The following is a 26,346-nucleotide window of genomic DNA, read 5'->3' on the forward strand; positions in this document are numbered from 1 at the left end:
CTGGTTGAGCCGGAGAAGGCACACACGAACGCAGCGTGTCTTCTTCCGGATCTCACGAGTGGCTGCCGTTCATGTGGAATTGATGCGCAAGCGCAAATCGGTCATCGGCAGTTCTATTCGGTAATTCTATATCGGTAACTTAAGTCGGTAACTCTAATCGGCAACAATAAATCCGTAACACCACGCCCGGCACGCCGGGTGCGCTCAGTCTCTCAGTGCGGAGCGCGGCTTCGCGAAGACGCCGGTCAGCGTCGGGTCCCAGCCGTCCTGTCCGCCGAGAACCCGCTGGACCGTCAGGTCGTTCGCTTCTTCCACCGTCATCTGCTTGCTCCAAGGAACACGGGATTTGGCATTCGCGCCCGGACCGGTGCTTCCGTACTCCCCGTAGACGGCCGTGGATTCGTTCTCGACCTTGCCCCAGTTGTGCCAGCCCGCCGCATAGAAGTGCGCATCCATCCAGGTGTCCACGAACTTCACGTTGCCGTACGGCCGCCAAGGTCTGCCGAGGTACACCGTGCTGTCCGATTTACCGACGCCCTGCAGCTCCAAGTCCCAGGCGTCGTCCCAGGCGCCGGTATACGTTCCGGCCTTGCCGTACTGCTGAATGTACGGTTTGAGCGAGGTGGTTCCTCTCGTCTTCTTCGCCTGATAGAACACATAGCCGTTGACCGCCGTCTGGTCATGCGAGGCCGCCGTCGTGTATCCGCCGAAGGTGCCGACATGCTTCATCTCGGAGCGGTCAAAGTAGGCATATCCGTTGCCGTAGATGTAATCCACGGTTCCTTCAATGTACAGGCTGCTGAAGTACTGCCGCCCTTTCTCCACATACAGCGTATCCTGGAATCCGTAGAGATTCAGGTCACGGAAGACCATCTTGTCCCCGGAGACATACAGGGCCAGCGCCTGCCCTACCCCCTTGACTCCGTTCGTATCCTTATTCGGAAATGCGGAATTCTGAACCGTCATGTTCTCGATCGTGCTGCCGGCCCCCCGGAGCTCGAAGGTCGCGGTCTGCAGGCCCGGATGATACGTTACGTTCATATCATAGGTGATGACGACCCCGCTGCGGCTTTCACCTACAAAGCTGAGGTTCGGCTTATCGGCCGGCGCGATGACCTTCTCCCGGTAGATGCCCTTCTTGATGTAGATCACCGTGCGCTCCAGCCGGTTGGACGGAATCGAATCGATCGCCGCTTGGACGGTCGTAAAGTCGCCGGTTCCGTCCTTGGCTACGACAAGGACACGGGAAGGCGTCGCAATCATCGGCTCGGAAGCCGGGCCGGCCCCATTCCGGTTATTCGCGGTAATCAAGTAGTAGTATGTGGTGCCGTTGGCCACCTTGGTATCCTTGTATTCGTTCCGTTTGGTTGAAGCGATCGTTGTATAAGGACCGCTGTAGGACGCTGCCCGCTGGATCGTATAGCCCGTTGCTTCGCGGTCGGCATCCCAGCGCAGGACAACCTGCCCATAAGCAGCCTCCGTCACAGTGCCTGTCGGAGCCGATGGAGTCCCTTTGGGAGCCGAATAAGGCACGGCACGGACCTGCAGCGTGTTCATGCTGCGAGCGGATGCACTCCCGGCGCTAACAACATAGTAGTAGGTCTGCCCGTTCACGGCACTCGTATCCTTATAGCTCGTGCCGTTGGTGGAGCCGATCACGGTATAAGGCCCGCCGGACACCGTGCTGCGCTTGACCTGGTAGACAGACGCGCCCGGCGAACCCGTCCAGGCCAAGTCTACCCGGCCTCTGCCTGCGACGGCCCGGAGATTGCCTGGTTCGGCCAGCGGCGTGCTTGGCTGCGCCACTAGGGCCTGGCTCTCATCCCCGGTACCCGCGATGTTGGTGCTGGACAGCGTATAGTAGTAGGTTTGGTCGGCATCCAGCCCCGTGTCGTAATAGCTCGTCTGCGTGTTCGGGATGACGGAAGACACAACCGTGAACGGTCCCTGTGCCGATGTCCCGCGCTTCAGGGTGTAAGTAGCCGCGTCGGGGACGGCATCCCACTTCAGCATCACAGCCGATTCCCTGGCCTCCACGGTAATGTGCTGAGGCGGCACAGGTGCCGGTCTCTCCCCGCTCGGCGTGATGGCGTACGGAGCCGAATCGGTTGAGCCGAACGGATTCACGGCCCGGACCACATAATAATAGGTCGTTCCGTTGATCAGTCCCCCATCCCGGAACGGATCGGAGCCGGTGGCTGCCCGGGTAAGCCCCTCTGCCGCCTTCACGAAGGGGCCGGCTGCGGTCTCACCCCGGAGCACCTCGTAAGTGACAGCATTCGGTGCGGGCGGCCAGGAAAGGGCGATCTGCCGGTCTCCGCCGATCCCCGACAGTCCTGCAGGCGCATCCGGAGGCGCATTCAGCTTATAGACCTGGATATTGTCGAGCACGATGTTCTCCGCCGTACTGCCTCCGGTCGATGCCCCATAGGCCGTGATGGCAGCGGTATCCCCCGCCTGGCTGCTGAGCGTCCGGTTATAGAACGGCTGCTCCCGGAGCTCGCCGACGACGGAACCGTCGCTGAGACTCGTGACATAGTAATCGGCCTTAAACGTGTTCAGGTTGATGACCGCCTTGAGGTGATACCAGGCCGCATTGGTCAGATTCGCCGGCGTGATGTTCGTATAGATCCCGCCTGTGTCCGTCCACGCGATTTTGCCGCCCTTCAGATCGACCTGGATGATGGTATCCGACGTGTTCGTCGAACTGTTCACCCCGCCGCTCAGCTTCAGTACATTGCGCCCCCGGCTGATGTCATTGTTCGGGCCGTAGAAGTACATGTCCTGCTCGGCAGTCACGATCCCGTCGGAGATCCGCTGGCCCAGCCCCTTCGTTACGGATGTCGCTCCGGCCCCTGAGCCGACGGTGCCCGAGGCATTCGAGCCGTCTTCGTCCCGGATCAGCAGCGCATCGGAGGGGAACGGCACGCCGTCCTTGCCGTAAGTGACAACGCTCACCGACCCGTTCGGTCCGGTGACGGCGGCGGTATAGCCTGCTAGGGTCTTGACGGTGGACGTGCTTGTCACCGGCGGCTCCGACACGCCGTTAAAATCATCATTGATAAACGCCGTGTTCCCCGGGGGCACAGTCAGCTCGCCTGCAGCCGCAGCCAGATCTGAGCCGTATCCCGCCGGACCGGTGAGGGAAACCCCCGCCACAACAGCGGATAAAGCAATATGCCACATTTTCTTCACGGATGATCCGTCCTCCTGTTCACCGATTGGAATAGGCCCTATTTCAAAGAAGCGAGATCATTCTCCTGGCTGACCTCGTGAACCAGCACCCACATGAAGTACAGGGATTTCGCGGCCTTGGCGCGGGTCACGACAGCCTTCGGCTCGAGCTCCGTGCCGTTCACCATCTGTCCCCGCGCAATTCCCTTCTCGGAGCGGAACAGACCGAGCTCATACGCATCCTGTACTTTGGCGGCCAGGTGAGGCGCAATCCCTGCGGTATCCGTCAGCTGCTGCCACGACACCAGCGGATAGTACATTGCCCCGCGTGCGCCCGAATCCAGATTCGGATCATAGGCCGGGTCGCCCGGCACCACCGTCGTACCATTATAATCGGTCATGTACTTCGGTTTGCTTGTGAACTTGGCATGATAGGCATCATCCAGAATCGCCCCCATGACCTCTCTTGTCAGCTTCCCGTTCGGGTATCGGGACAGAACCGAAGGATCCAGATCCATCACCTTGGATAAGCTGCGGATGAATCCGCCCGCCGTCATCGTTTCGTCAGGATGGAAGTCCCCCCGGTCATCCTTGTGCATCACGCCCAGCTGCAGCAGCTTCTCGATCTGGTTGCGGTAATAGGCCCCTCCGCCGGTCGTCGTGTCCTTGGCGGTCTCCGGGAAGATAGCCGCCCAGCTGCCGGAACGTGCCGCATCCCGGACGTCTCCGCGGAGGAAAGAGGAGATCGCAGCCGCCGTACGGTCACCAGCCCTGCCGAGATCCACCAGTTCGGTGGCGACCATCCGGGCCAGCTGCTTGGCCAGCGCTTCCTTGTAGTGGGTGCCGTCGATCTTCTTCGAGGGATGGCCGTTGGCGTAGCTGCCGTCGTTGGTCTTGCCCGGGGTCTCCCCCGCTTCGATGGACATGAACACGGCCGTCGTCGCTTCGACGCCGATCTCGTTATAATACTTGACGCTTTGCGCGTTGAGATCGACCAGTGTGACGCCGTGCTTCTGTGCGGTTCTCTTCATGATATCGGGGAAGAGCCGGGTCTTGAAGGAATTCGTGTAGACGTACCCCGGGACCGCATCCCCCTTGACTCTCGACAGCGGGGTGATCAGTACCGGAATCATGCCGCGCGCGCGGATGGCCGGCAGGTACACGTCCTCGATGTAGGATTCATACATCGCTTCGGTCGCCCCTCTGCCGAACCGGCGGAACTCGTCCGCGCTCTCGTCGTTGTGGCCGAACTGGATAAGCACATAGTCCCCGGCGCTGCCGGTCAGCAGAATATCGTTCAGCCGTCCTTCGGTGTACGCATTCTTGAAGGAGCGTCCGCCCATGGAGTAATTGACGACCTTCACTTTCTGCCGGTTGAACAGGCTGTCGAAGACCTGGCCCCAGCCGCTCATCGGCGCTTCGTCGAAGGTGTAGGACTTCACGGTGGAGTCACCGAGCGTGAAGACCGCCGGAAGCGCTCCCGAGGCGCGCCGCTGCTGCGGGAGCGGCTTCAGCACGATCTCCTCGATGCCGACCGGCGTGCCCGCCTTGTTCGGTTCAATCTCGATGTCGAGGTAATTCCGCCCGTTGACATAGGTATAAGTCCACTCCTTGCCGATGGCTGAAGCGGTATGCTGAATGGGCACAAGCTTGGCCGCATCCCAGAAGCCGCCCTTGAGCAGCCGGCTGGTCTGCATGCCCGATACCGACACGGTAGTATCCGCCGCATCCGAAGCGGTCTTGACGTACACGCTGTACGCACCCGGAGGAGCCTGGATCCGGAAGGCCATACCATAGTTGTTGTAGTTGTCCTTCTCATACTTCGGTTCCGCATAGAACGCGGGCTCCGTGATGTAGAAGCCGGTTCCGTCGGAAGTGATGGTGGACGTATGCACTTCTCTCGGAGGCATCGCGCTGGTCTCCCCGACGAAGCCGTACCCGGCATCAGGTGTGTAGAGCGGTACACCGCTGTACACATCATAGGTGACCGTGCGGTAGCCTTCCTTGGCCTGGCTGGTGAAGTTGAACTTGTAGGACCGGTCCGGCTGGCCGAACGTTTCCGGATGGCTCATCTCGGGCACCGCTTCGGCCGCTTCGGTTCTGCTCTGAAATGGGGCCAAGGTGGTGGATAAGAGCAGCGCGGAGAGCGTGAATTTCAGGAACCTCCTCATCGAATGCCCCTCCTTCCTCTGCCGGCGTTCGTCTTGCAACCGGATTCAACAATGCTCTTTCTAACCATCATTTAACCTCCTTGCGATGTGTGCTCGTTTGCCGTGCTGTTAAGCATCATAGCAAAAGGCTTTGTCCCGATTCGACCCCCTAACTTGCTTTCTTTTTTGAATCTTTGCTATTTCCGCACATTCCCGCCCGGCTAGAATCGGTGCTTTTCCAAAAATTCAGGTTTGTGCTTCAAGGTCACCTGCTCCATAGTCAAGGTCATTTTCTTGTACTGCAGCGGAGACATGCCTGTAATCAGCTTGAAATTTTTGTTGAAATGCGTGATGTTGAGGTACCCTACCTGATCGGCGATCTCGATCATCTTCAGGCTGCTTTCCCGGAGCAGTCTCTGCGACTCGCGAATGCGCAGGGTGTTCATATACTCGGGGAACGAGCGCCCGGTATGCTTCTTGAGCAGCCGGCTCACGTAGGATGGGGACAAGTAGAACCGGCCCGCGATCTCACTGAGCGTCATCGGCTTGCGGAAGTGCTCGTTACAGTGCTGTACAATCTCGCGGATCGACGGATTGACGGGTTTGACCTCATCCTCTTGAGCGCAGGGCAGTTTACGTCCGGCGAAGAGCAGCAGCTGCGTGAGCAGGGTTTTGAAGAACAATGCCCTCCCCTTCCGGTTCTCATCCGAATATTCGTTAATCATCTGAAGCAAGAGGTTCTCGGCATAGGCCTGCTCCTGCTGATTGAGCTCCAGCACAGGGCTGCGGGCGGAGAACGGCAGCAGCAGGTCCGGCTGCTCGCTCACTGCGGACCCGATATAAGCATCGTGAAAATAGATCACCAGACGTTCATGCTCCGGCGGGCTGGCGGTCATCGTCTTGTGCGCGACGTTCTTCGGAATGAACGCAAGCGCCCCCTTCTTGAGGGCGTATCCTTGGTTCCCTATGGTCAAGCGTCTTTCTCCGGACATCAGATAATATATCTCGTAATAATCGTGTGCATGAGACTTAAGAAAGCTAAAAGGCGTTACGATCTTGGATATCGATACTTCAAAATCACCCTTCATCCGGCAGCCCTCCCCGATCCGATGGATGCACTCCATGCATCATGATTCCATTATCCGCTCTCCCGGGCTGTCATGCTATGCCTTCTGGATAACTTGTTGCCCCCTGCGCAGCGGTCCAAGCACGTTCTCCCGGACGCCTAGCCCTCAGGCAACCTGATGTGCAGGAGGCAACCCGGCGGGAGCTTCCGGCTGTACGAGCGGCCTATTCCTGCTGCGGGGAAGCTAAACGGCCGTCGCCTGCCACGACGATCCAGATATCATCCCGGATTACCATCCGTTCCTGGCCGTGGCGAGCCAGCCTGCCTGTGATATGGGGTTTGCCCGGCATGCAGCTGCTCATCGAGTGCATCCAGGACACCGCCCCGTCCACGAACCGCAGAATCGTGCTGCCGGCCGAGATCATCGTCCACCGGACGACGGCCAGGGGATGACTCCGGTCATCGGCGGCTGCGGGGTTCACCGCTATGGGCCGCTATGCCAAAAAGGTCTGCCGTCACGGCAGACCTTTTTGACTTGTACGCCCAGCATGGGCGCCATCTCTAGGGTGAGAGTCCCGAACGGGGGCTGGCGAGCGCCTACCGTTAGCCAAGGGCAAGGGTGTCGGCCGTGAGGCGGAATCTGAAGGAAGCCGGAGGCAAATGCACGGGCCAAGGTACACGAACCTAATTTGAGGCAGTGTCAGTCGGATGAGTCTCCAAGACAAGACGAAATCCAAAGCCGCCAAGGGCTGATGCTGTAAACTTAGGTGGTCGCGGGCAGACAGATGGCGTTCTTATCTGGGGAGGCCTGCGGATACGCGAAGTGACTTCGTAACCGCGGCTGAGAAGCCGCGCTGAATCCGCAGGAGTCAGCAGAGGCCATAGTACGCGAGTACGGGACGCCGGAAAGCGGAAGGGCTGAACCGAAAGGAGAGAGGAAACCGGTGCGTTCGCGTGAAGAGCAGAGACAGCAGAATATTCCGCAAGGGAGCTCGCGGCAGAGAGAAGCGGTGAAGCCGCCAGGGTATGCCGGAGCGCCGAGTTCTTCGCCGGCACAAGCCGACCTTTTCTCTCGCAAAGGCCAGAGCAGGCTGCTGGAGAAGATGCTCGAAGGGCACAACCTTCGGCTCGCCTACAAGCGAGTGGTACAGAACGGAGGAGCGCCCGGAGTGGATGGTGTAACGGTAGCCGAGCTACAAGCTTACCTGAAAACCCACTGGGAACAGGTGAAAGCCAACCTCCTGACGGGAAGCTACAGACCCGCGCCAGTCAAACGGGTGGAAATCCCCAAACCCGGAGGCGGTGTACGGCTGCTTGGCATCCCGACCGTAATGGACCGTTTTCTCCAGCAGGCGCTTCTGCAAGTGATGAATCCGATTTTTGATGCACATTTCTCGGGGTACAGCTACGGTTTCCGCCCGGGAAGACGGGCGCATGACGCCGTAAAGCAGGCACAAAGCTATATCCAAAGCGGCCTCAGATGGGTCGTGGATATGGATCTGGAGAAATTCTTTGACCGGGTGAACCATGACATGCTCATGGCTAGAGTAGCACGGAAGGTGGAGGACAAGCGTGTCCTGAAGCTCATCCGCTCCTATTTGAACGCCGGAGTCATGTCGCATGGAGCGTTGGAGCGCACACCGGAAGGCACGCCGCAGGGCGGTCCGCTCAGTCCGCTTCTGGCGAACATCCTGCTGGACGATCTGGACAAGGAACTGACAAGACGGGGACTGCGGTTTGTCCGCTATGCGGACGACTGCAACATCTTTGTCTCCAGCAAGCGAGCCGGGGAGCGCGTGATGGAATCGGTGATTCGCTTTGTGGAAGGAAAGCTGAAACTGAAAGTGAACCGGGATAAAAGTGCAGTGGACCGGCCATGGAACCGCAAATTCCTAGGCTTTAGTTTCCTGTCGAACAAACAGGCGACGATTCGGCTGGCTCCTAAGACAATTTCGCGATTCAAAGAGAAAGTCCGGGAACTGACGAACCGAACCAAGCCTGTACCGATGGAGGAACGCATCCGGCGCCTGAACCAGTACATGCTGGGCTGGCTAGGTTATTTTCGCCTAGCCTCGGCGAAGACGCACTGCCAAGCCTTTGACAAGTGGATTCGGAGAAGACTCCGCATGTGTCTATGGAAACAGTGGAAACGGGTGAAGACACGCATTCGCGAACTACGTGCGCTCGGCGTTCCGAACTGGGCTGCCTATATGTTGGCAAACTCCCGTCGAGGTCCGTGGGAAATGTCCCGTAGCACAAACAATGCCCTCCCGACTTCCTACTGGGAAGCGAAAGGGCTTAAAAGTTTGCTTTCTCGTTACTCGGAACTTTGTTAACCTTTTGGAACCGCCGTATGCGGACCCGCATGTACGGTGGTGTGAGAGGACGGAGGCTAGCCGCCTCCTCCTACTCGATTAACCCACTGCCAATCAACGGCCGCATACCGTCAATAAGCGTTCCATCCCGCATCCGCGGTGACCACGGTGCCGTTGATGAAGCCGGATTCGTCGGAGGCCAGGAACAGCGCCACCCGGGCGATCTCCTCCGGCTCCCCTACCCGCGGATTGATGCCCATCCCGACGGATGTGCGCTCAAGACCGAACGGATTCGGGGCAGTGAGCGTCGTGCCGATATTCGTCTTCACGCCTCCAGGCGCGATGGCGTTGCAGCGGATGCCCAGCGGGGCATACTGGAATCCGACGTTCTTGGTGAAGCCGACGACCGCATGCTTGGCCGCGGTATACGCCGCCCCTGCTCTTGAGCCCTGCAGACCGCCGAGGGAGGCGATGTTGAGAATGACGCCGCTTTGTTTCTCGAGGAAGAGCGGGAGCACCTTGCGCGTGGTCCGCATCGGCCCCGTGGCGTTAATCGCAAACACCCGCTCCCACAGCTCGTCGGTCACTTCCGCCGCCGGTACGAAGTTGTCCATGATGCCGGCGTTGTTCACCAGAATATCGACCGTTCCGTAGGCCTCGACCGCCTGATCGATGAGGTGCTGGACGTCCTCCTCGACCGTGACATTGGCTGCGACGGCAAGGGCCGCTCCGCCCTGTTCCACAATGCCATCCACCACGGTCTGCGCGGTCTCCAGTCGAAGATCGGAGACCACCACCTTGGCTCCTTCCGCTGCGAACAGCTCCGCGATGCTCTTCCCCATTCCCGATGCCGCCCCAGTAATGACCGCTACTTTTCCGGGTAGTCTCATGATGTTCTTCCTCCACTCGGATTCATGCTTGCTTCTGAATTTGTACGGGTAAGGATGTCAAAGATTGGCCCGGCGCCGAAGTCGTCAGGGAAGACTCCAAGTCGAAAGCATCCACAGGTGCGATCCGTTCGACTTTCCCAAGGAATGCCGACAGCGCCAGATTCAGTTCCAATCGGGCCAGCGGTGCGCCAAGACAAAAATGATTGCCGTTACCAAAGGACAGGTGCTTCTTATTGTTGGCCCGGTGAATGTTGAGCGTGAACGGGTCCTCGAACATCCGCTCGTCCATGTTGGCCGCACTCATCCATGCGATGACCACGTCTCCCTGTTTCAGAGGGACACCCAGAAGATCGTTGTCCTTCTTCACCGTGCGGTGCCGCTTCGAGCAGTGGAACCGGTAGCGCAGCATCTCCTCGACGGCCAGGGGAACGAGCTCAGGGTCTTTTCTCAGCTGTTCATAAAGGGACGGATCATCGTAGAGAAGGGAATAAAAGATACTGGAGAGCGTATGGCTCGTGGTCTCGATTCCCGCACCCAGCAGGAGCATGGTGGTCTTGACCACTTCCTCGTCCGTAAACCGCTCCCCTTCGAGCTCGGCCCCGAGCAAATCCGAGATGATGTCATCTGCGGGATCGGACCGTTTGCGGAGTACGATGGGATACAGGTATTGGAAATACTCGCGGGCTGCCGTCGCTTTCCTTGCTTCGATCTCCTCCGCATCCCCTTCGCGTGCCGGCTGGAACAGGATATCCACCCAGTTTTTGAAGAGCAAATTGTCCTTCGAAGGAACGCCGAGCAGGTCGGCCATGGCGATGGAAGGCAGCGGGCCCGCCAGCGATTGGACGATATCGACCGTGCCGCGTGCGGGCATGTCATCCACGAGACGGTTCACCACCTGGCGGATGCGCGGCTCCCAATGTTTCAAGCTGCGGGGAGTAAAGGCAGCCGACAGGAGCGAGCGGTATTTTTGATGCCTGGGCGGGTCCATGCTGGAGATGCTGACTTTCTCCGGTGCCGTTCCTTCCTGATTCTTCGCTCCGATCAGGATGGTGGTTCTCGGTCCCTCCGCCGAGAAGTATTCATGGTTGCTCAGCACCTCTTTCACATCATTGTACCGGAACACATTCCAGGTATCCGTGTCCTCGTGATAATACACCGGGTTGTCGTTCAGCATTCTTTTGTACCAATCGAGCGGGAAAAATTCTTCGGACCGCGACTGAAAGCGCGAAATGTCCTGTACGGGAATCAGCTGTTTGTTCATGAAACTCCACCTCCGGAGATGATAGGTTCCTGCCTGCGCAGGATCAGCTGCAGCTCTTGGGTGTATAACGTGATTCCGGCCTCCTCTCTCGAATGAAAGGAATGGTTGATACCCTTCTCATTTTATACTGTTAGTCTATTTGTTTTCAAATCTACAGAAGGGATAGGGTGTTTTCCCTTAATTATAAGGGAATTATAATATACGATTGGTATAAAAATAGGTAGAGTAGCACAAGATAAACGGCTTCTCCGTCCTTTACGGACGATGCGCGTTTATAAGAAATATAAGATGACGGGATCGAGCCCTGGCGAGATATAACTTCTTATATTTTAAAGAAACGCCTGTCTGAGTCCTTAAAGATCCCAGCATGCCTATCCATACGTTGGTACACGACGGCCCGTAAACTAGCTTTCCCCACTCATCCCTGTCTGTTCTACTCCCCGCTTGACCCGGAATGGGATCAGCCGGGAGACGCCGGCTGGTCTTCAACCTGATCCGGCTGGATCCCTATCTCACTGCAGTCCAACGGCGACAGAGGTGCGGGGAGTACGCCTGCAGGACGGAAGACTTCAACTTCGGCTGCGACGGGAGAAGGAAAAGCTATGGGTCTGAGGCGACCGCGATCCGCGCCCTGCAGTTCGAGCCGGAAGGTAGACGGTTCAGCCACCACCTCCGGTGACCGATCGTTTTGGCAGAGCGTCCCCAACGTTCGTTTTTGAAATAGAGGAAGTGAGGTATCTTATGGAGGGTTTTCCCGGTATTTCCCGAGACATAGCGGAACTCAAATGCCTTATTCGGGGGAAACGTGCCTGTAAGCCGCGTCACTCCCTACATTAGCGCATCTGAGTTCCTTTATTTCTGATGGGGACCATCGAAAAGTGGGAATAAAGCATCGTACTTCCGCTATTTTCATAGTCGGCTTGCGCGCCAGCAGAATCGAGCTTTGGCGAGATATGAATCCTTATAGCTGAAGAAAAGCCCCTGTTCGGGGTCCAATCGAATAAAAAAAACAGCCTGCATCGCTGCCGGCCGCTGTATTATCGATGATTGAGCTGCTCCAAATACCACCAGATGGCTCTCGCCATCCTTCTCGCCTCCAGGCGGAAGGCGCTTTCTTCAAGCTGGGCCTGGAATGCCCGCAGGACGGCTTCCAGCAGGGAACGATTCGTCTCTTCCTGCTCCAGCACGGAGAGCAGTCCCTTCGCCAGCTCCTTGGTTTTGGAAGGCTCCTTGGATTTCGTGATCGATCTGTCGAGCTCTCTCAGCTCGTCGATCAGGGACTGCTTATCCGGTATCCCGACCTGTTCCCGGCTGCCGATCAGGGACAAGGTCCGAAGATCCATGATGTGCTCTTCTCTCTCCCGCATGGCTCTCAGCAGCACTTCCACGTAGGTCAAGACCCGGGGCACCGCTTCTTTCCATACGGGCTGCCCGCGGCCGTGCAGGTTTCTCCAGGTGTTCGCAATCTGGTGCAGCATCCCATGGCACAGGATCGCCCCTTCGTAAGCATACGGCCGGATCTCTTCGCCGAAGAGCTGCGTGAGCCGTTCGGACAGCCACTTCAGCTGCATGCGGGCCAGGTCGCTCAGATGGAACTCGCCCGAATAGAACCACGCCCAGAACAGCTCCGTTACCCGCTGCTTTTCCGGCAGGGACATGGGCACGGCGATCTGATCCACAAGTAAGTCAAAATCTGAAGCATACCCGCCGCTGCTCTCCAGCTGTTTGCGCACGAGCAGATCCTCCTGCAGGAGCTGCTCGAAGATCGCGACGACGCAGTCGTTTTTGGACTCGAAAAATTTATAGAACGTTCCTTTGGATACGCCGGACGCATCCAGGATCATCTGGATCGTCGTATTCGCGAATCCGTGTTCCAGGAACAGCGCCAACGCCGTGTCTAACAATGCTTGTCTCCGGTTTGACATGTAGGGTCCCCTTAGCTGCTGCAATGATGGTAGCTATGATTGTAACACCCTTGGTCTAAAGAAAACCAGCTTCTTCCCGCAAAAAAACACGGAGCTTCGCCGCGGCGTATACTCCGTGCTGCTGCTTAGAACCGGCTGTCCTCTTCGGGCTGGGACAGCTGCAAATAATCAAACTGAACCCGGCAGCCTTCGCCCTTCGGAGACTGGGCCACGACGCCTGCCACGACCTGGGAAGGACATGAGAGCCCGAAGTACCGGATCAGTCTCCAATCCTCTCCGTCCGGAGAATAAAAGAATGAGATGCAGTCCTCTAGCTTGGTGATCCTCAAATACGGTTGTTCGACGGTAACCCGCTCGGAATTGCAGTCATCCGAAGAACCGTCCCGGGTGACGACGGACACGATCGTAGGGTACCTGCCGTTAAACTCAAAGCAGAGCTTGGCCCAGTGGTCCGGCCCCGACATCAGCATCAAGCATCCGGAATCATAGATATGCTGCATGTCCACCCGAAGCCGGGTTGTCAGTTCGAATGACGAACCGACAGGGAGGTGGAGGAACGGCGCCGAGCTTGCCATGTGCTTGCCCGCCGGGTCCCGGAAGAAATCCGCTGCCGGAGGAGCTTCGATCATCAGCCCGCCCTCCTCCGTAATCATCCAGTTGTCCGGCGGATTCGTCCAGCTCAGTTCATCTCTGGCTTCGAGAAACAGATTGTTCTTCATGACTGTACCTACTTTCGCATGATTTTTCGTTCTGTCTTGCTGCCTTCCTTCGCTGTTATAGTAGTTATTCGCTGGAGAGCGGCGCTTGTCCTTGTCAGGAATAGCCGGAATTAAAACAGAGGGTCACAAGATAAACGGCTTCGCCGTCCTTTATGGACGATGCGCGTTTATAAGAAAAATATAAGATGACAGGAGTGTGCTCTGGCGAGATCTAAGTTCTTATATTTGAACAAAAAAAATGCCGCCTCTCTGGGCGGCATTCTTCATGCGGGTATATTCATCGAAACGACATTGACACTGCCGGGCGCTGCCCGTTTAGTCAATCCACTGGATGACATCTTGGGCTTGTCTTCTGGCTTTGGGACGCGGCTCCTTATCCCGGTAACCGAACGCGGCCATGACGCTGACCCCGTAAGCTCCGTCTTCGAGGAGCCCTTCCCGCTCCAGAAGCTCGTTCATCGCGTCCAAGCCGAAGCCTTCGATCGGGCAGGAGTCGATGCCGAGCAGCGCGGCCGCGGTCATCATGTTGGCCAGTGCGATGTACGTCTGCTTCGACGCCCAGTCGAACAGCGAGCGCTCGCTCTCGAAGAGCTTGAAGTCCTCGCCCTGGAAGCTCGAATAGCGGGACATCATAGCCCGTACCGTTTCCTCGGGAATCTGCTTGATGCCGGTCATCTGGTTCCAGAAATACTCGGTATCGTAGCGCCCGTTCCTGCGTGCGAGCAGCACGACAAAGTGGCTGGCCGTAGGCAGCTGCCCTTGGGCGCCCCAGGAGATCTCGCGCATCTTCCCGCGCAGCTCCGGGTTCTGAATCACAAGGAACTTCCACGGCTCCAGGCCTACCGAGCTCGGTGACAGGCGGCCGGCCTCGAGGATGACATGAAAATCCTCGTCGGAAATTTTACGCTCCGCGTCAAAGCTCTTGGTCGCGTGTCTGAATTGGAAGGCATCGAGAAGTTCTTGGCGTTTGGCTTCTTGATTGCTCATATGTATAAACCTCCTGATCTGGATGAGATGGTAATGATTCGTGCGCTCATTCGGCACCCGTTTTGTTCGTGCGGAAATGTTCGTAACTTACCAAAGTAGTATTAGTTACTTATTCTCATGCACCCCTGTTATTCTAAAGGTTGGATGCGGGCGTGTCAAATGGCAAAAGGCGGCCTCTATCCGCAGATAAAGGCCGCACTTGCAGTACCATATCCTATCTTACTCCGTGGGATCCTTTCGATAGTTTAACCCGGGCTGGCGGTGAAATTACCTGCCGGCCCCTTCGAAGGCAATCTGGGAGAAGCGGGCTGTATTGTAATTGAGGAAATCGGCTGCATTCTGCGCCGCATCAACGGCGAAGCCCACGTAGACCTTCTCCCCCATCGGAATCGACGCGCTTCCGACTTCGGTCCACTGCGTCCCGTCCGGCGAAGCGTACCCCGTCAGGGTGTCCCCGCTGCGTACGATCTTCAGCCAGTACGGAATTGTTGTTCCTTTGAGAGCCGGCAGACCGGCATCCTCAGGAAAGTCGGTGACTCCCGGAGCGGCGATCGGCTCCCCTTTCTTCGTGCGCGTGGAGAAAAATACGCCGTACGGCGTTCCTTCATCCGCCTTGACCACGGAAGCGGAGATGATCGCCGCCGCCGCTTCCGGCTTCAGGCTTTCGCGGATCATCAGCCCGGAGATGGCGTTGTTATCCACCCTCGTCAGCGAGTCCAGCCTTGCGGTCAGCACGGCATCGCCGGTGACTTCCCTGTAAGCAAACTGGAATGCGTCCGCCGTTCCGTCAATCCGTCCGGCTCCTTTGACCGTGATCCCGTCCGCCGTTACCGCCGCATTGCCCGGGATACCCACATGGCCGATATCCTTGGAAGTCCACACGCCCGACTGCTTCATGGCATTGACATGGATCGGCAGGGAGGTTGTCTGTGTTTCGTTCCCATCCCGGTCGATGGCCTTCGCAGAGACGTACCAGGTTCCTTCGGGGGCATCTCTCCACGTATATTCAAATGATCCTTTGGTAGATTCGCCGATGAGCACATCGTTGCGGTAATACTCGACCTTGGCTATACGGTGCTTATCCTGAAGCTTCACATTCAGACGGATCGGGCTGCCGGCTTTGTGAATGCTGTTCAGCTTGGGAGATTCCAGCGAAAGCTTCGGATTGGAAGGAATATGGTTCATATCCACCAGTGAATTCAAGTATAATTCCAGATTCGAATAGCCGGAGGGGGTCAGCGCTCTGCCGTCCGACGGGTCCTGGGCATTCAGGCCCGCCTTCTTCTCCCAGGCATCGGGTATCCCGTCATGATCCGTATCGGCAGGGGCCGGGAGGGACTTCAGCTGCGGGTATCCGCCGGCCTCCCATTCGTTGTTGATCAGGCGTCCGGTGCCCTGCAGGACATCGGCCACCACCCGGGCGTCAACCGCATCCCGGCGCGGGTAAGTCGCCCCGGCTTTGCTCAGCACGGCCGTGTAGGCCTCGTCGGCGGACTTGATGTTCAGTGTGTCATGCCCAAGAACCTCGTAGGGGGTGCCCGAGAACGACGTTCCGCTCTTGATCTCCTGAATCCCCTGCGTATTATCGGCCGTAACGGCAGCATTCCCGTGCATCGCGTTGCCGGCAATATGGAACCAGCTCGGCTTCCCGTCCTGTCCCGGGCTGACGAGCCGCTCTCTGACCTGTTCCTGCGTCGAAGGACCCCCTTTGTAATAGTTGTTGATGACGTTGTTCTGCTGGTCATTGCCGCCATACGTGGAGTTGAATCCCCAGTTATAGATGACATTGTTCACGAGATCCGTATTCCCCACCGGATTCACAGTGTTGCCGGTATTCCCGAGGGCCGGGTTCCGGCTGACGTGGCTGGCGATCAGGTTGTTCGAGAACGTGGCATTCGCACCGCCCCAGATGCCGCCATAACCGTGCCTGCCCTTCACGTGTCCCGAGATCAGCATGCTCTCGCTGATGATGCTCCACTGCAGCGTCGTATCGGCGTTGCGATACAGTGACAAGGTCTCATCCACGGACCAGCTCGCCGAGATATGGTCGATGATCGCATTCTTGACATCCCGCCCGCCGAAGGCGTCAGGCTCCTCGTCGGTATGCTCGCTGCCGGGTCTGAACCGCATATACCGGAGGATAAGATTCTCCGAGCCCGAAATATCCGTGCCGTAGCCGGCGACGGCAATGCCGTCCCCCGGAGCGGTCTGGCCCGCGATCGTCAGATTCTTCTGCTTGATCTTCAGGGGCTGCTTCAGATGAATCGTGCCGGACAGCCGGAAGACAACCGTCCGGTTCCCCTGGGAGACCGCGTCCCGCAGCGAACCCGGAATCGGGGCCTCGTCCTTGCCATAGTCCTCGAGCGTCGTAACTTCGTATACATCGCCGCCGCGCCCGCCGCTGGCGTACATGCCTCCGCCTTCCGCTCCCGGGAAGGCCAGCACTCCGGCAGGCTGAGCGGCCGCCGCCTGCGCCGTGCCCGTCAAGCCGCCTCCGGCCATGCCTGTCACCCATACGGATGCGGCAGTGATCCCCAGCCATATTCTCCTGTTCATCTCATCTTCCTCCTTGTTCTGTTCCTGCTTCGCGCTGTCCACTTCCGCCTGGATCGGCGTCTACCCATTATTCACTCGCTGTTCAGCGTAAAGCTATAATCCAAGGAGAACTTGTTGCCGTAATGCGGCCAGGAGCTGTACGGGATCAGGCGGTCTAGCCCTCAGGCAACCTGATATGCAGGAGGCAACCCGGCTCTTTCCACGGCCGACTATCGACCACGGTAGCCTGCTGCGGCACGGGGCTGCAGGTCCTGGCTCAGTCCGGTGTATTTATGGTTCCAATGGGAGAAAATAGGATGCAGGTGAACTAGCTCGGCTTTACATCTAATCAACAAATAAGGGAGAATGAACGATGACCATTCACGAGATCCGTGCAGAGGAAGCACTGGAGATCCTTCAGCAGTGCATTTCCATGGAGCTGAGGGTGAAGTCTTCCGAAGTGGGCCGGACCGTCGGCAGGATGCAGGAATATGGGTTTCAGCTCAAGAATTCATGGGCTTCCATGGAATTGAAGGATCATACGATCATCGAATTCTGGAAAAAAGAGCTGTTGAAAGGAACCTAAAAAAGCCCCGCCACTTCACCTTCGGAAGCCAGTAAGGCATGGCATGGGTGCTGTTTATTTTAGCGATCGAGGCTGGCTGAGTTCATTCGTCAGCGAATGTTCGGAACAATTCGTTGGGAATGGTGACGGTCAGTTGAGGTGATTTTAGTTTACGAAAAATAAGTTATGTAAACAATATCCAACGCAAGCATCACGGCACGATGCGCTTGAAAGAGAGCGCCCGAAGTCGCCCTCCTTTCAGCTCCGCAGGCTGCGGCTTCGGACTTGCCGACTCTGCCAGCCTGCATCCAAGCGCTGCCTCCAGCGCAGTATGCGCTGCCGCTTGCAGCCTCTGTACCGGATGTGCCGTCCCATAGTGCCATGACTTCAGCTCAGCTGCTTCTTTCGCAGCCGCTTTTATCTCAACTCTTTGACCAAATGGTTCCGCAAATGAAGCTTTAACTCGTCGAGTCCTCCCGCCACAAGCTTGGCGATCTGCTTGGCGCCGTTTTCCTGGAAATGCGTATTGTCCTGCACACCGTTCGGATAGTTAGTGCTTTCCCCCGGATTCAGCCACAAGAACAGGCTCTTCGTACGCTCGGGTCCGAGCTCCTCATACAGCGCCTTGCTTTTGGCGGTCAGATCAATAACGGGGACGTTCTCCGCTTCCCCCAGCTCCCTCACGGCGTTCGGATACATCCCGTGGGAATCCTTCACTTGTCCGTCAGCGGTGAAGCCTCTGCGCTCAACGGGAGTGATCAGCACCGGAACGGCGCCCTTCTCCCGGGCAGCGTCAATATACTGCTTCAAATAGCTTTTGAACGTCGTGCCCGGCTCGGTGTACCTCGAAGCGTCTTCTTTCTTTTCGTCGTTGTGGCCGAACTGGATCAGGAGATAGTCTCCCTTCTGCATCTCGCCGCGAACGGCATCAAGCCGCCCTTCGTCGATGAAGCTCTTCGAGCTTCTGCCGGAAGCGGCTTTGTTGACCACGGTGATCTTCCCGTCAAACAAGGCACCGAACATTTGTCCCCAGCCCTTGCGCGGCGCCAGATTGTCCGCATAATCGGAAGCTGTGGAATCCCCCGCGATGAACACGCTGATCGTATGTTTGCCGTGCGTACCGTCTTCATAGGTTTCAGCCGACGCCTGCCCAAGCATCACCGCCAAGGCAAGCACCATCATACCAACGATGGCCGTCCATTTTATTGTTGCTGCCCGCCATTCGAATGTCATCCTTTGCACTCCTCCTGATTCCATTGTAATCGCTGTCAATACACAATAAAAATGTACCGTTCCTCCTTCCGCGTGAGACTTTGATGTTCCCATGCGCGATACCCACTATAGCACAGGAAAAAGCTTCATGATTTGGCTGGCTTGCCCGTTTCTTCTCCTTATTTGTCCGATTGCAAAAGCGGTCCCCGCGCTGCGACAGAACGCAGCTCAGAGACCGCCTTATCCGTCAGCCTCATCAGCGAAGGCCAACATCCACCCTGAAACTCTTCAAGCTACTGCTGCTGCCCGTTCGCCGCAGCCAGAAGGAGAGACAGCTCCGCCGCGCTTGCACCGCTTGTCTCCCCTGCTGCATGACCGGGATCGGACTGCGCGGCCGCCATCGATTGAATCAGGCTCTCGACCTGCTTATCCGTCCATACCGTACCGTCGGCAAATTCAAAGCGTTCGACCCGGTATCCCGCGTGATCGAAGAAATGGTTCACGATCAGACGCTCTCCCCCGTCCGACAGCTCCAGATCGCCCCCCTGGCGTTGTACCGTCGTGATATCCGCGGCGGCCGCAGCGGTGAAGATCACGCGATCCGTCTCACCCGCCGCGCCTTCCTCCCGGATCGTGTTCAGTCCCGTCCCTTCACCGATCCGGTACGTATCGGCCCCTCTGCCGCCCGTGAGCGTGTTCTCCAGGCTGTATCCCGTCCATTCGTAGCCCTCCACAGCCAGCTCATCCGCGCCGTTCCCGCCTTTCAGCGTATTGTAGAACATGATGGAAGTAAGCGTATCGCTCCCTTCCCCCCCGTCCAGGACATTCCCGTTCCCGCCGGAGGGAAAATCGAGAAGCAGCGTATCATTGCCTGCATCGCCCTTCAGAAGCGAGTCATCCAGCGAACTGTAGGCGGCAACCCGAAGGGTATCGTTACCGGTGCCGCCAAGCAGCATCTGGTCCCAGCCGGACACTTCCAGCCAGTCATTGCCTTCATTCCCATAGTAGCGGTTCCCGTGGCTGCCCGTCGTATCATATTCGTCCTCGGCATTATCTAAAGAATCGTTGCCCTGGCCGCCGATGAAGATGGAGTTCGATACTTCAAAGCCGCCGAGGATGTCATTGCCCGCCCCTCCTTCCGCACGTGTGGAGCTGGATCGATTCAGGAAGAGGAAATCATCTCCCGCGCCGCCAAGAACCCGGTTGTTTTCCCCCCGCAGGTTGATGCTGTCCATGCCGTCGCCCAGATCGAAGGTGCTACCGCTTGATAGCGCATCCACGCTTGTAACAACGTCATCCCCGGCCCCTCCCTGAACCAGACTGTCCTGAACGGTCAGGATCAGTTCGTCGTCGCCCCCTCCTCCCGTTACCAGGTTTGCGCTCCCCGTCACCGTGAGCAAATCGGTCCCGTCATTGCCATGAATCCGGCTGCCGTCGCTGCTTGCCGTCACCGTATCACTGCCCGTTTCACCGTACAGGACGGTGCTCGCCCCCTGCACTTCGAACGTATCGTTGCCTGCTCCTCCATGAAGATCCGTGTGGTCACTCCCGGGATTGACCCGGAGATGGTCATCGCCGTCCCCGGCAAAGATCCGGTCGCCTCCTTCCGCCGAAGCCGTCAGCACGTCATTTCCCTTCGTACCAAATACCAATCGAGGCTGCAGTTTGTCCATCCGATCATCGTCCTCTCCGACTTTGAATTGATAGGGGTGTACCTGCTTATCGTAGCATAATATGTCTGTAATTTCCTTTTTTAACAGGCAAAAAAACAGCTCCCCGCTGGTAAGGCACCGGAAGGCAGCCGAAAAGCGGTCGCATACTTGTCAAAGGCTATACCGCGGAAATCCGCTCGATGATCGTGCTTCCCAGGCTAAGGCGGACCGGGTTAGCGAGTGTATCGCCAACCGGGCATTTACTCTCCAGAAACCGGATAAATTCCTCCACTTTCTCCTCCGGAGAGGAAGTACCGATCCGGAACGTGTACCGGATGTCAGAGTAACCGGGACGTACATCGGACCGGTCAAAGAACCCGTCCAGGTCGATATCCCCCTCGACATCCACCGAGAAATGCTCCAGTTCCACACCGAACTTGGGGGCGTATACCCGGGCCACGATGGACTGGCAAGCGCCGAGAGAGGCCAGAAGCGCTTCGACCGGGTTCATGCCGGTGTCCGTCCCGCCAAGGCCAGCCGGCTCGTCGATGAGAATCTCGAAATTTCTTGCGCGGGCCTTGACCTGTACTCCATCCTGCAGGTGGGCGGTCGCTTTGAAGGTTTGTAGGGCAGTCATAGAATTTCCTCCTTGAGTTTGATGGGATTAAGATCCATAAAGCCGGCAGTCAAATTAAAAGAATTAAAAAAACCAGCGGGAAGACTGCGTGCCGCCCTGTTATTTGTTCCGGCGGAGCGCTTCGATCTCCTTGTCTGCGGTTTCCTGGGCCCGGCGCAGGGCCGTATTCACATCGGTGCCGTTTAATGCCAGCTCCTCTGCGGCTTGGGTCAGCCGCTTGCTCGCCTCCGCGTCATATTCACTGGGCGAGGACACCTTCCGGGGCTCGATCTTGAATACACTGGCGAGCCGCTTTCCCTTGAGCACCTCGATGTCCCCCCCGTATTCCTGCTGAAGCTCAGGTTTGTTAATCGCCGGGACCCTCCCGTTGCGCGCAGCTTTCCGCTGCACTTCGTCGCTCAAGGCGGTTGCGATGACATCGAACGCTTCGTCCTTATGCTTGCTCTGCTTGGAGATCAGCAGGGAATGGATGCTGCCGCTGACCTTCGGCTCTTCATAATAGGGAGGTGGTGCCAAGTCCCAGTTCAGCTCCCTGCCCTGCGCCCGCAGTTCCTCGAGCGGTCCGATCATATTGGCCAGGTACGACACGCGCATCGCCAGCGTCTGATCCTTCATGAAGGTGTCTTTATCATAGGAGAACTTCCCTTCGGGACTGACGAATCCGGGAATCTCATAAGACTGCTTCAGGGTGGTGAACACCTTCGACCAGCCCGCCGACTGCAGCGCAGCCCTGCCCGACTGCGGATCGATCAGCGGCAGGGACAGGCTGCGTGCCACCTGCCCCGGACCGCCCAGATCGATGCCCACATACCTCACGCCGTCCTCGGTCCGGGTCAGCAGCCGCCCGAGCTCCAGGGCCTTGTCCCACGTTAAGCCTTCATCCGGCGGGTAAGGCACGCCGAACTTGTCGAAGATGTCCTTGTTGTAATACAGGATGGACAGGTTGTGGGAGAACGGCAGAGCGACGAGCTCCTCCTTCCCGGAGTAGGAGCGGATCGACTCGGTCAGCACCGGCTTCAGCCGTCCGAGATCAAAGGCATGTCCCCGGGCGAGTTCGCTCAAGTCCTCCACAGCACCAAGGGTCGTAAAGCGGGAGTATGACCCATCGCTTGTGTAGATCAAATCAGGCAGCGTACCAGAGCTGAGCAGCTCTTCGGGAGTGGTCTCTGCCGGAGGAGTAATCCGTTTCAGGGTGATATGGGGATGAGCCCGGTGTACAGGTTCGGCAAAAAATTGCTGGAATTCCGTATCGGTCAGCGTATTGCCGTAGGTGTAGAAGGTCAGCTCCACCGGTTCGGAGGCGGCCTTGGCCTCGGTCTGCCCCTGCTCCGCCGCCCGTTCGGAAGATCCGGCGCAGCCGGCAAGCGGCAGAGTAAGAAGGGAGAAGAGGATCAACGATCTGCGGAAGTAAGGCATCGTCAAGGCTGAACACCGCTCCTTTGGCTGATTAGATAAGGATAAGATCTCCGCCAGGGACAATACATCAGGAGGATCTTCCGCTGCTGCGGGGAGGCAGAATGCGGTCAATGAAAGGCGTCTGGTCCACCGCGGCCAGCTTCGTCCGCCCCGGCCCCCAGCCGATGGTTCGGCGCCAGCTGCCAAGCGTCCCCGAGGCGATCAGTTCTTCTTCAACCACCGGTTCAGGAACGTCCGCCTGCGGCGAAACATACAGCGCGTCGGCCGGGCAGTACGCTTCGCAGATGAAGCAGGTCTGGCAGTCCTCCTGCCGTGCGATCACCGGAACGCCGGCCGGTCCGGCATCGAATACGTTGGTCGGGCAGACCTTGACGCAGATGCCACATTCAACGCACCGGTCCGCGCTCACGACTTCGATCATATTTCTACCCCCTTTTGGGCTGCAGCTGCCAAGACGGCAGATGTAACGGGAACGGGCTCCGTCCGCAGGCGTATCTCGCTGATTCCGCTGACGACCAGCCGGTGCTGCTGCAGCGGGTCGGTCTGCGGGTATTCGGCAAGCGTATGCATGCCGCGGGTCTCCTTTCTCCCGAGCGCAGCCGTATACATCCAGCGGGCGGCCGCAGCCATCCCGGCGGCTTCCCGCGATCGAACCCGCGACTGCACCGTATCCGGCACGGCGCCGCCTATCCCGCTCCACAGGGCGTCCAGCCGATGCAGCGACTGCTTCAGCACCGGTTCGCTGCGGTAATAATTGATCCCGAGCGGGAACACTTCACGCTGCACGGCTTGAATGACGGCCTGTGCATCGAAGTCCGCCTGGCCGGCGGCTTCGTAAGCGGCGGTACCGACCGTTCCTGCCGGCCGGGCCCGCCGCTGCCCCGCGTCCCTGCCCTGCGAGAGGGCATACCGGGCTGCGTCGGCGCCCGCCCAGGTGCCCGAGGAGATCGCCCACGAAGCGTTGTAGGCACCTCCGCCGGAGACGGCCCCCGTCACCCGCTCCCGGGTCGCCGCATCGCCGGCGGCATACAATCCGGGCACGGTCGTGGAACAGTCGTCTCCGGTGAGCCGGAGGCCCCCGGTTCCGCGTACGGTTCCTTCATACCGCAGCGTCAGCGGGAAGCGCTGGGTGAACGGGTCGATGCCCGCCCGGTCGTAGGGAAGGAAGAAGATCGCGTGCGACTGGCGGAGGATGGCCCGCTTCTCCTCCGTATCCGCTTTGTCCATGACGGCGTAGACCTTCTTCCCCTCATGGAGCAGCCGGTGGAGTCCGCCGCGGTTGCCGTGGCCTTCCAAGGCATGGCCTTCCTCGTCATACAGCGTAGCCCAGTTCAGCAGGCGGCCGCGGGTCACCGTGCCGAAGGCGGCGCTCGGCGCATACTGCCGGGTGAATTCCATGCCGGACAGCTCGGCGCCGAGCTCGGCGGACATGAGCAGCCCCTCGCCGGTGAGCACGTTGCAGCCGAGGCCCTTGCTCAGGAACGCGCAGCCGCCCGTGGCAATGACGACGGCGTTCGCCCGCACGGTCCACTCCCGTCCGTCGAGACGGGAGATTCCTCTGGCGCCGGCCGCTCCATGCTCGTCGCTGAGCAGCTCGAGGGCCGGCGACTGGTCCAGGATGCGCACCCCCGCTTTGGCGGCGGCCCTGCGCATCAGCTTCATGTACTCCGGCCCCTGCAGGTGATTGCGCATCGGCGTCCCGTTCTCATCGCGGACGAACGGATAGCCCCAGGATTCGACCAGTTGCAGGTTGGTGTAGACCTGGTCGAGCACCCGGTGAATCCAGCGCGCCTCCGCAAGATAGCCGCTCGCTTCCACCCGCTGGCGGACCGCCGCCTCGCGCAGCTCGGGATCCGGCGGCAGCACGAGCAGATTGGTTCCGCCCGGTGCCGTGGCGCCGCTTGAACCGAGATAGCCCTTGTCGGCCAGGACGACCTTGGCCCCCTCCCGGGCGGCGCTCCATGCCGCCCAAGCGCCGGCAGGCCCGCCTCCGATGACCAGAACGTCCGCCGTGATTTCAATGCCCAGTTTTCCACTCACTCGCTTCCTCACACCCCTTATCGCTGTCTTCATACAGACCGATCCTTCGCTGTGCCCCGGCATTCACAAAAAAGGAGGCATTCCCTAAGCGGGAAAGCCTCCGGTGGTCCGGTAAGGAAGGTTGTTGGATTGGCTACATCATATCACATTACTCCTACCTGTCAACTGTGTATTTGAAAGACGGATTCCGGTTTGGATATCGGCGGGATCACCAACGATAGTTTTGGGACAGGAGCATGCTGAGCGAACGGCGCTTAGTGTAGAAAAGGAATTCCCCTGCCCGTTCCTGATTGTCCGCAGAAAAATCGGTTGACATTAAAAAAATCACAGGCTAACATAGGTCTAATCCCGACCTTAATACTTGGTCATTTACCTCTTTACCGGCAATCCCTAGATCCCCCCATCTACTAGTCCACTAGAGATGTTCTTCGCATGCCGCGGCCGGCAGGAAGGATGTCTCTTTTATTTATTTTGCCCTACAGAAAAGGAGCCCGAATCATGTCCCTGACTACCCGTACGGCCGGCTTGAAGGCGGCCGTCTCCGCGGATGCCAAGCCCGCCGTCATGCGCATTCTGCTTGCGATCTCCCTCGTTCATCTGCTGAACGATACGATCCAGGGGATCATCCCCGCTATTCTTCCCATTCTAAAGGGCTCGATGAGTCTATCATACATGCAGGCGGGGCTCATTGTCTTCGTGCTCAATATGACCTCCTCCCTCCTGCAGCCGTTGATCGGCCTCTATGCCGACCGCCACCCCTCCCCTTACATGCTGCCACTCGGCGTAGGAGCCACGTTCTTCGGTGTGCTCGGCCTGGCTTTTGCTCCGAGCTATGCGCTTGTGCTGTTCTCGGTCCTGCTCATCGGCCTCGGGTCGGCCGTATTTCATCCGGAGGGCTCCCGCGTAGCGTATATGGCCGGAGGCTCCCGGCGGGGTATGGCCCAGTCGGTATATCAGGTCGGAGGCAATTCGGGCCACGCGCTCGCCTCCGTCATGACGGCGCTGGTCTTCGTGCCGTTCAGGCAGCTCGGTGCTCTGTGGTTCACCTTCGCTGCAGCGCTCGGCATCCTGGTCCAGTTCTACATTGCGAAGTGGTATACCGATTACCTGGCTGCGCATCCCCATGTCCCTAGGAAATCGGGGGAAGGCGCGGGACGAACGGGCATCCGGAAACGGACCGCGGCTGCCGTGCTAGTGCTGATCTTCCTGGTGTTCGCCCGCTCATGGTATCAATCCGGCGTCTCGATCTATTACCCGTTTCACTTCATGGAACGCTTCGGAATGGGACTCGACCGGGCGTCGATGTATATCTTTTTATTCTCCGCAGCTGGTGCCATCGGTACCTTCGTCGGCGGCCCGCTCTCCGACCGACTCGGGCGGCGTAATGTGATCTTCGGCTCCATGCTCGGCTCCGCCCCGTTCGCCCTGCTGCTGCCTTATGCGGATGAACTGTGGTCGCTGGTGCTGCTGACCCTGAACGGCTTCATCATGCTGCTGGGCTTCTCGGTAACCGTCGTCTATGCGCAGGAGCTGATTCCCGGCAAAGTCGGCACCGTCTCCGGGCTGATCGTCGGGCTTGCCTTCGGACTTGGCGCGCTGGGCGCCGTTGTGCTCGGCAGTCTGGTCGATGCCCTGAATCTGAATATCGTGCTGAAGGGACTGTCCTTTCTGCCGCTGCTCGGCCTTTTCACTTATTTCCTCCCTACAGACCGCACGCTGAAGGTGTGGGCGGCGCAGTCCACCGATTGACCGTACCGACGGAGGCGCTCCGGCATGCCGGACGTCTTTGCTTTCAACATATA

At 58.5% G+C, this 26,346-nt stretch carries 19 protein-coding genes; 3 read left to right on the forward strand and 16 right to left on the reverse strand.

Annotated features, from left to right (window positions below; genetic code table 11):
- Positions 1-204: 204 nt before the first annotated feature.
- The 4 genes from ACP26L_RS19195 to ACP26L_RS19210 form a co-directional block, all read right to left on the reverse strand.
- On the reverse strand, positions 205-3,186 hold the full coding sequence (locus tag ACP26L_RS19195; RefSeq protein WP_426455003.1) for a pectinesterase family protein: 2,982 nt from the start codon (positions 3,184-3,186) through the stop codon (positions 205-207).
- A 47-nt stretch (positions 3,187-3,233) separates the two neighbouring features.
- Positions 3,234-5,345, reverse strand: a complete 2,112-nt coding sequence (locus ACP26L_RS19200; protein ID WP_426445484.1) for a GDSL-type esterase/lipase family protein — start codon at positions 5,343-5,345, stop codon at positions 3,234-3,236.
- A gap of 200 nt (positions 5,346-5,545) precedes the next feature.
- The gene (locus ACP26L_RS19205) at positions 5,546-6,448 is read right to left on the reverse strand and encodes an AraC family transcriptional regulator (protein ID WP_426445485.1); all 903 of its coding nucleotides are present in this window, start codon (positions 6,446-6,448) and stop codon (positions 5,546-5,548) included.
- Positions 6,449-6,614: 166 nt separating this feature from the next.
- Positions 6,615-6,872 carry a hypothetical protein gene (locus ACP26L_RS19210; RefSeq protein ID WP_426445487.1) on the reverse strand — a complete coding sequence of 86 codons (258 nt, stop codon included), beginning with the start codon at positions 6,870-6,872 and terminating at the stop codon, positions 6,615-6,617.
- Between the two features lie 462 nt (positions 6,873-7,334).
- Between ACP26L_RS19210 and ltrA the strand changes: the two genes are divergently transcribed.
- On the forward strand, positions 7,335-8,726 hold the full coding sequence (ltrA, locus tag ACP26L_RS19215; protein WP_426445489.1) for a group II intron reverse transcriptase/maturase: 1,392 nt from the start codon (positions 7,335-7,337) through the stop codon (positions 8,724-8,726).
- 110 nt (positions 8,727-8,836) lie between these two features.
- Here ltrA and ACP26L_RS19220 read toward each other — a convergent pair whose 3' ends face one another.
- The 6 genes from ACP26L_RS19220 to ACP26L_RS19245 all read right to left on the reverse strand — a co-directional run bounded on the left by ACP26L_RS19220 (position 8,837) and on the right by ACP26L_RS19245 (position 17,043).
- Positions 8,837-9,598, reverse strand: a complete 762-nt coding sequence (locus tag ACP26L_RS19220; protein ID WP_426455005.1) for an SDR family oxidoreductase — start codon at positions 9,596-9,598, stop codon at positions 8,837-8,839.
- A gap of 19 nt (positions 9,599-9,617) precedes the next feature.
- Positions 9,618-10,856, reverse strand: a complete 1,239-nt coding sequence (locus tag ACP26L_RS19225) for a cytochrome P450 (RefSeq protein ID WP_426445491.1) — start codon at positions 10,854-10,856, stop codon at positions 9,618-9,620.
- Between the two features lie 1,037 nt (positions 10,857-11,893).
- Positions 11,894-12,781 (reverse strand): TetR/AcrR family transcriptional regulator, encoded by an 888-nt coding sequence (locus ACP26L_RS19230; RefSeq protein ID WP_426445492.1) that lies wholly within the window; start codon positions 12,779-12,781, stop codon positions 11,894-11,896.
- 125 nt (positions 12,782-12,906) lie between these two features.
- Entirely contained in the window at positions 12,907-13,500 is a 594-nt protein-coding gene (locus tag ACP26L_RS19235) for a DUF1349 domain-containing protein (RefSeq protein WP_426445493.1), read from the reverse strand.
- Between the two features lie 315 nt (positions 13,501-13,815).
- Positions 13,816-14,487 carry an NAD(P)H-dependent oxidoreductase gene (locus ACP26L_RS19240; protein ID WP_426445495.1) on the reverse strand — a complete coding sequence of 224 codons (672 nt, stop codon included), beginning with the start codon at positions 14,485-14,487 and terminating at the stop codon, positions 13,816-13,818.
- Positions 14,488-14,754: 267 nt separating this feature from the next.
- Complete coding sequence (locus ACP26L_RS19245; protein ID WP_426445496.1) at positions 14,755-17,043, reverse strand: Ig-like domain-containing protein; 2,289 nt, start codon at positions 17,041-17,043, stop codon at positions 14,755-14,757.
- A 352-nt stretch (positions 17,044-17,395) separates the two neighbouring features.
- Here ACP26L_RS19245 and ACP26L_RS19250 point away from each other — a divergent pair, with 352 nt between their 5' ends.
- Complete coding sequence (locus ACP26L_RS19250; protein WP_426445498.1) at positions 17,396-17,608, forward strand: hypothetical protein; 213 nt, start codon at positions 17,396-17,398, stop codon at positions 17,606-17,608.
- A 396-nt stretch (positions 17,609-18,004) separates the two neighbouring features.
- Here ACP26L_RS19250 and ACP26L_RS19255 read toward each other — a convergent pair whose 3' ends face one another.
- The 6 genes from ACP26L_RS19255 to ACP26L_RS19280 form a co-directional block, all read right to left on the reverse strand.
- Positions 18,005-18,820, reverse strand: coding sequence for a rhamnogalacturonan acetylesterase (locus tag ACP26L_RS19255; RefSeq protein WP_426445500.1), 816 nt, complete (start codon positions 18,818-18,820; stop codon positions 18,005-18,007).
- A gap of 272 nt (positions 18,821-19,092) precedes the next feature.
- Positions 19,093-20,472 (reverse strand): calcium-binding protein, encoded by a 1,380-nt coding sequence (locus ACP26L_RS19260; RefSeq protein ID WP_426445502.1) that lies wholly within the window; start codon positions 20,470-20,472, stop codon positions 19,093-19,095.
- Between the two features lie 157 nt (positions 20,473-20,629).
- On the reverse strand, positions 20,630-21,088 hold the full coding sequence (locus tag ACP26L_RS19265) for an OsmC family protein (RefSeq protein WP_426445504.1): 459 nt from the start codon (positions 21,086-21,088) through the stop codon (positions 20,630-20,632).
- A 99-nt stretch (positions 21,089-21,187) separates the two neighbouring features.
- Complete coding sequence (locus tag ACP26L_RS19270) at positions 21,188-22,504, reverse strand: ABC transporter substrate-binding protein (RefSeq protein WP_426455006.1); 1,317 nt, start codon at positions 22,502-22,504, stop codon at positions 21,188-21,190.
- Positions 22,505-22,571: 67 nt separating this feature from the next.
- Positions 22,572-22,925 carry a 4Fe-4S binding protein gene (locus ACP26L_RS19275; RefSeq protein ID WP_426445506.1) on the reverse strand — a complete coding sequence of 118 codons (354 nt, stop codon included), beginning with the start codon at positions 22,923-22,925 and terminating at the stop codon, positions 22,572-22,574.
- The gene (locus ACP26L_RS19280; protein ID WP_426445508.1) at positions 22,922-24,544 is read right to left on the reverse strand and encodes an FAD-dependent oxidoreductase; all 1,623 of its coding nucleotides are present in this window, start codon (positions 24,542-24,544) and stop codon (positions 22,922-22,924) included. Before ACP26L_RS19280 ends, ACP26L_RS19275 begins: the two co-directional genes overlap by 4 nt.
- Before the next feature lie 498 nt (positions 24,545-25,042).
- Here ACP26L_RS19280 and ACP26L_RS19285 point away from each other — a divergent pair, with 498 nt between their 5' ends.
- Positions 25,043-26,293 carry an MFS transporter gene (locus ACP26L_RS19285; RefSeq protein ID WP_426445510.1) on the forward strand — a complete coding sequence of 417 codons (1,251 nt, stop codon included), beginning with the start codon at positions 25,043-25,045 and terminating at the stop codon, positions 26,291-26,293.
- Positions 26,294-26,346 lie beyond the last annotated feature (53 nt).

The sequence above is a fragment of the Paenibacillus sp. S-38 genome (assembly GCF_049942825.1).
Lineage (GTDB): Bacteria > Bacillota > Bacilli > Paenibacillales > NBRC-103111 > Paenibacillus_G.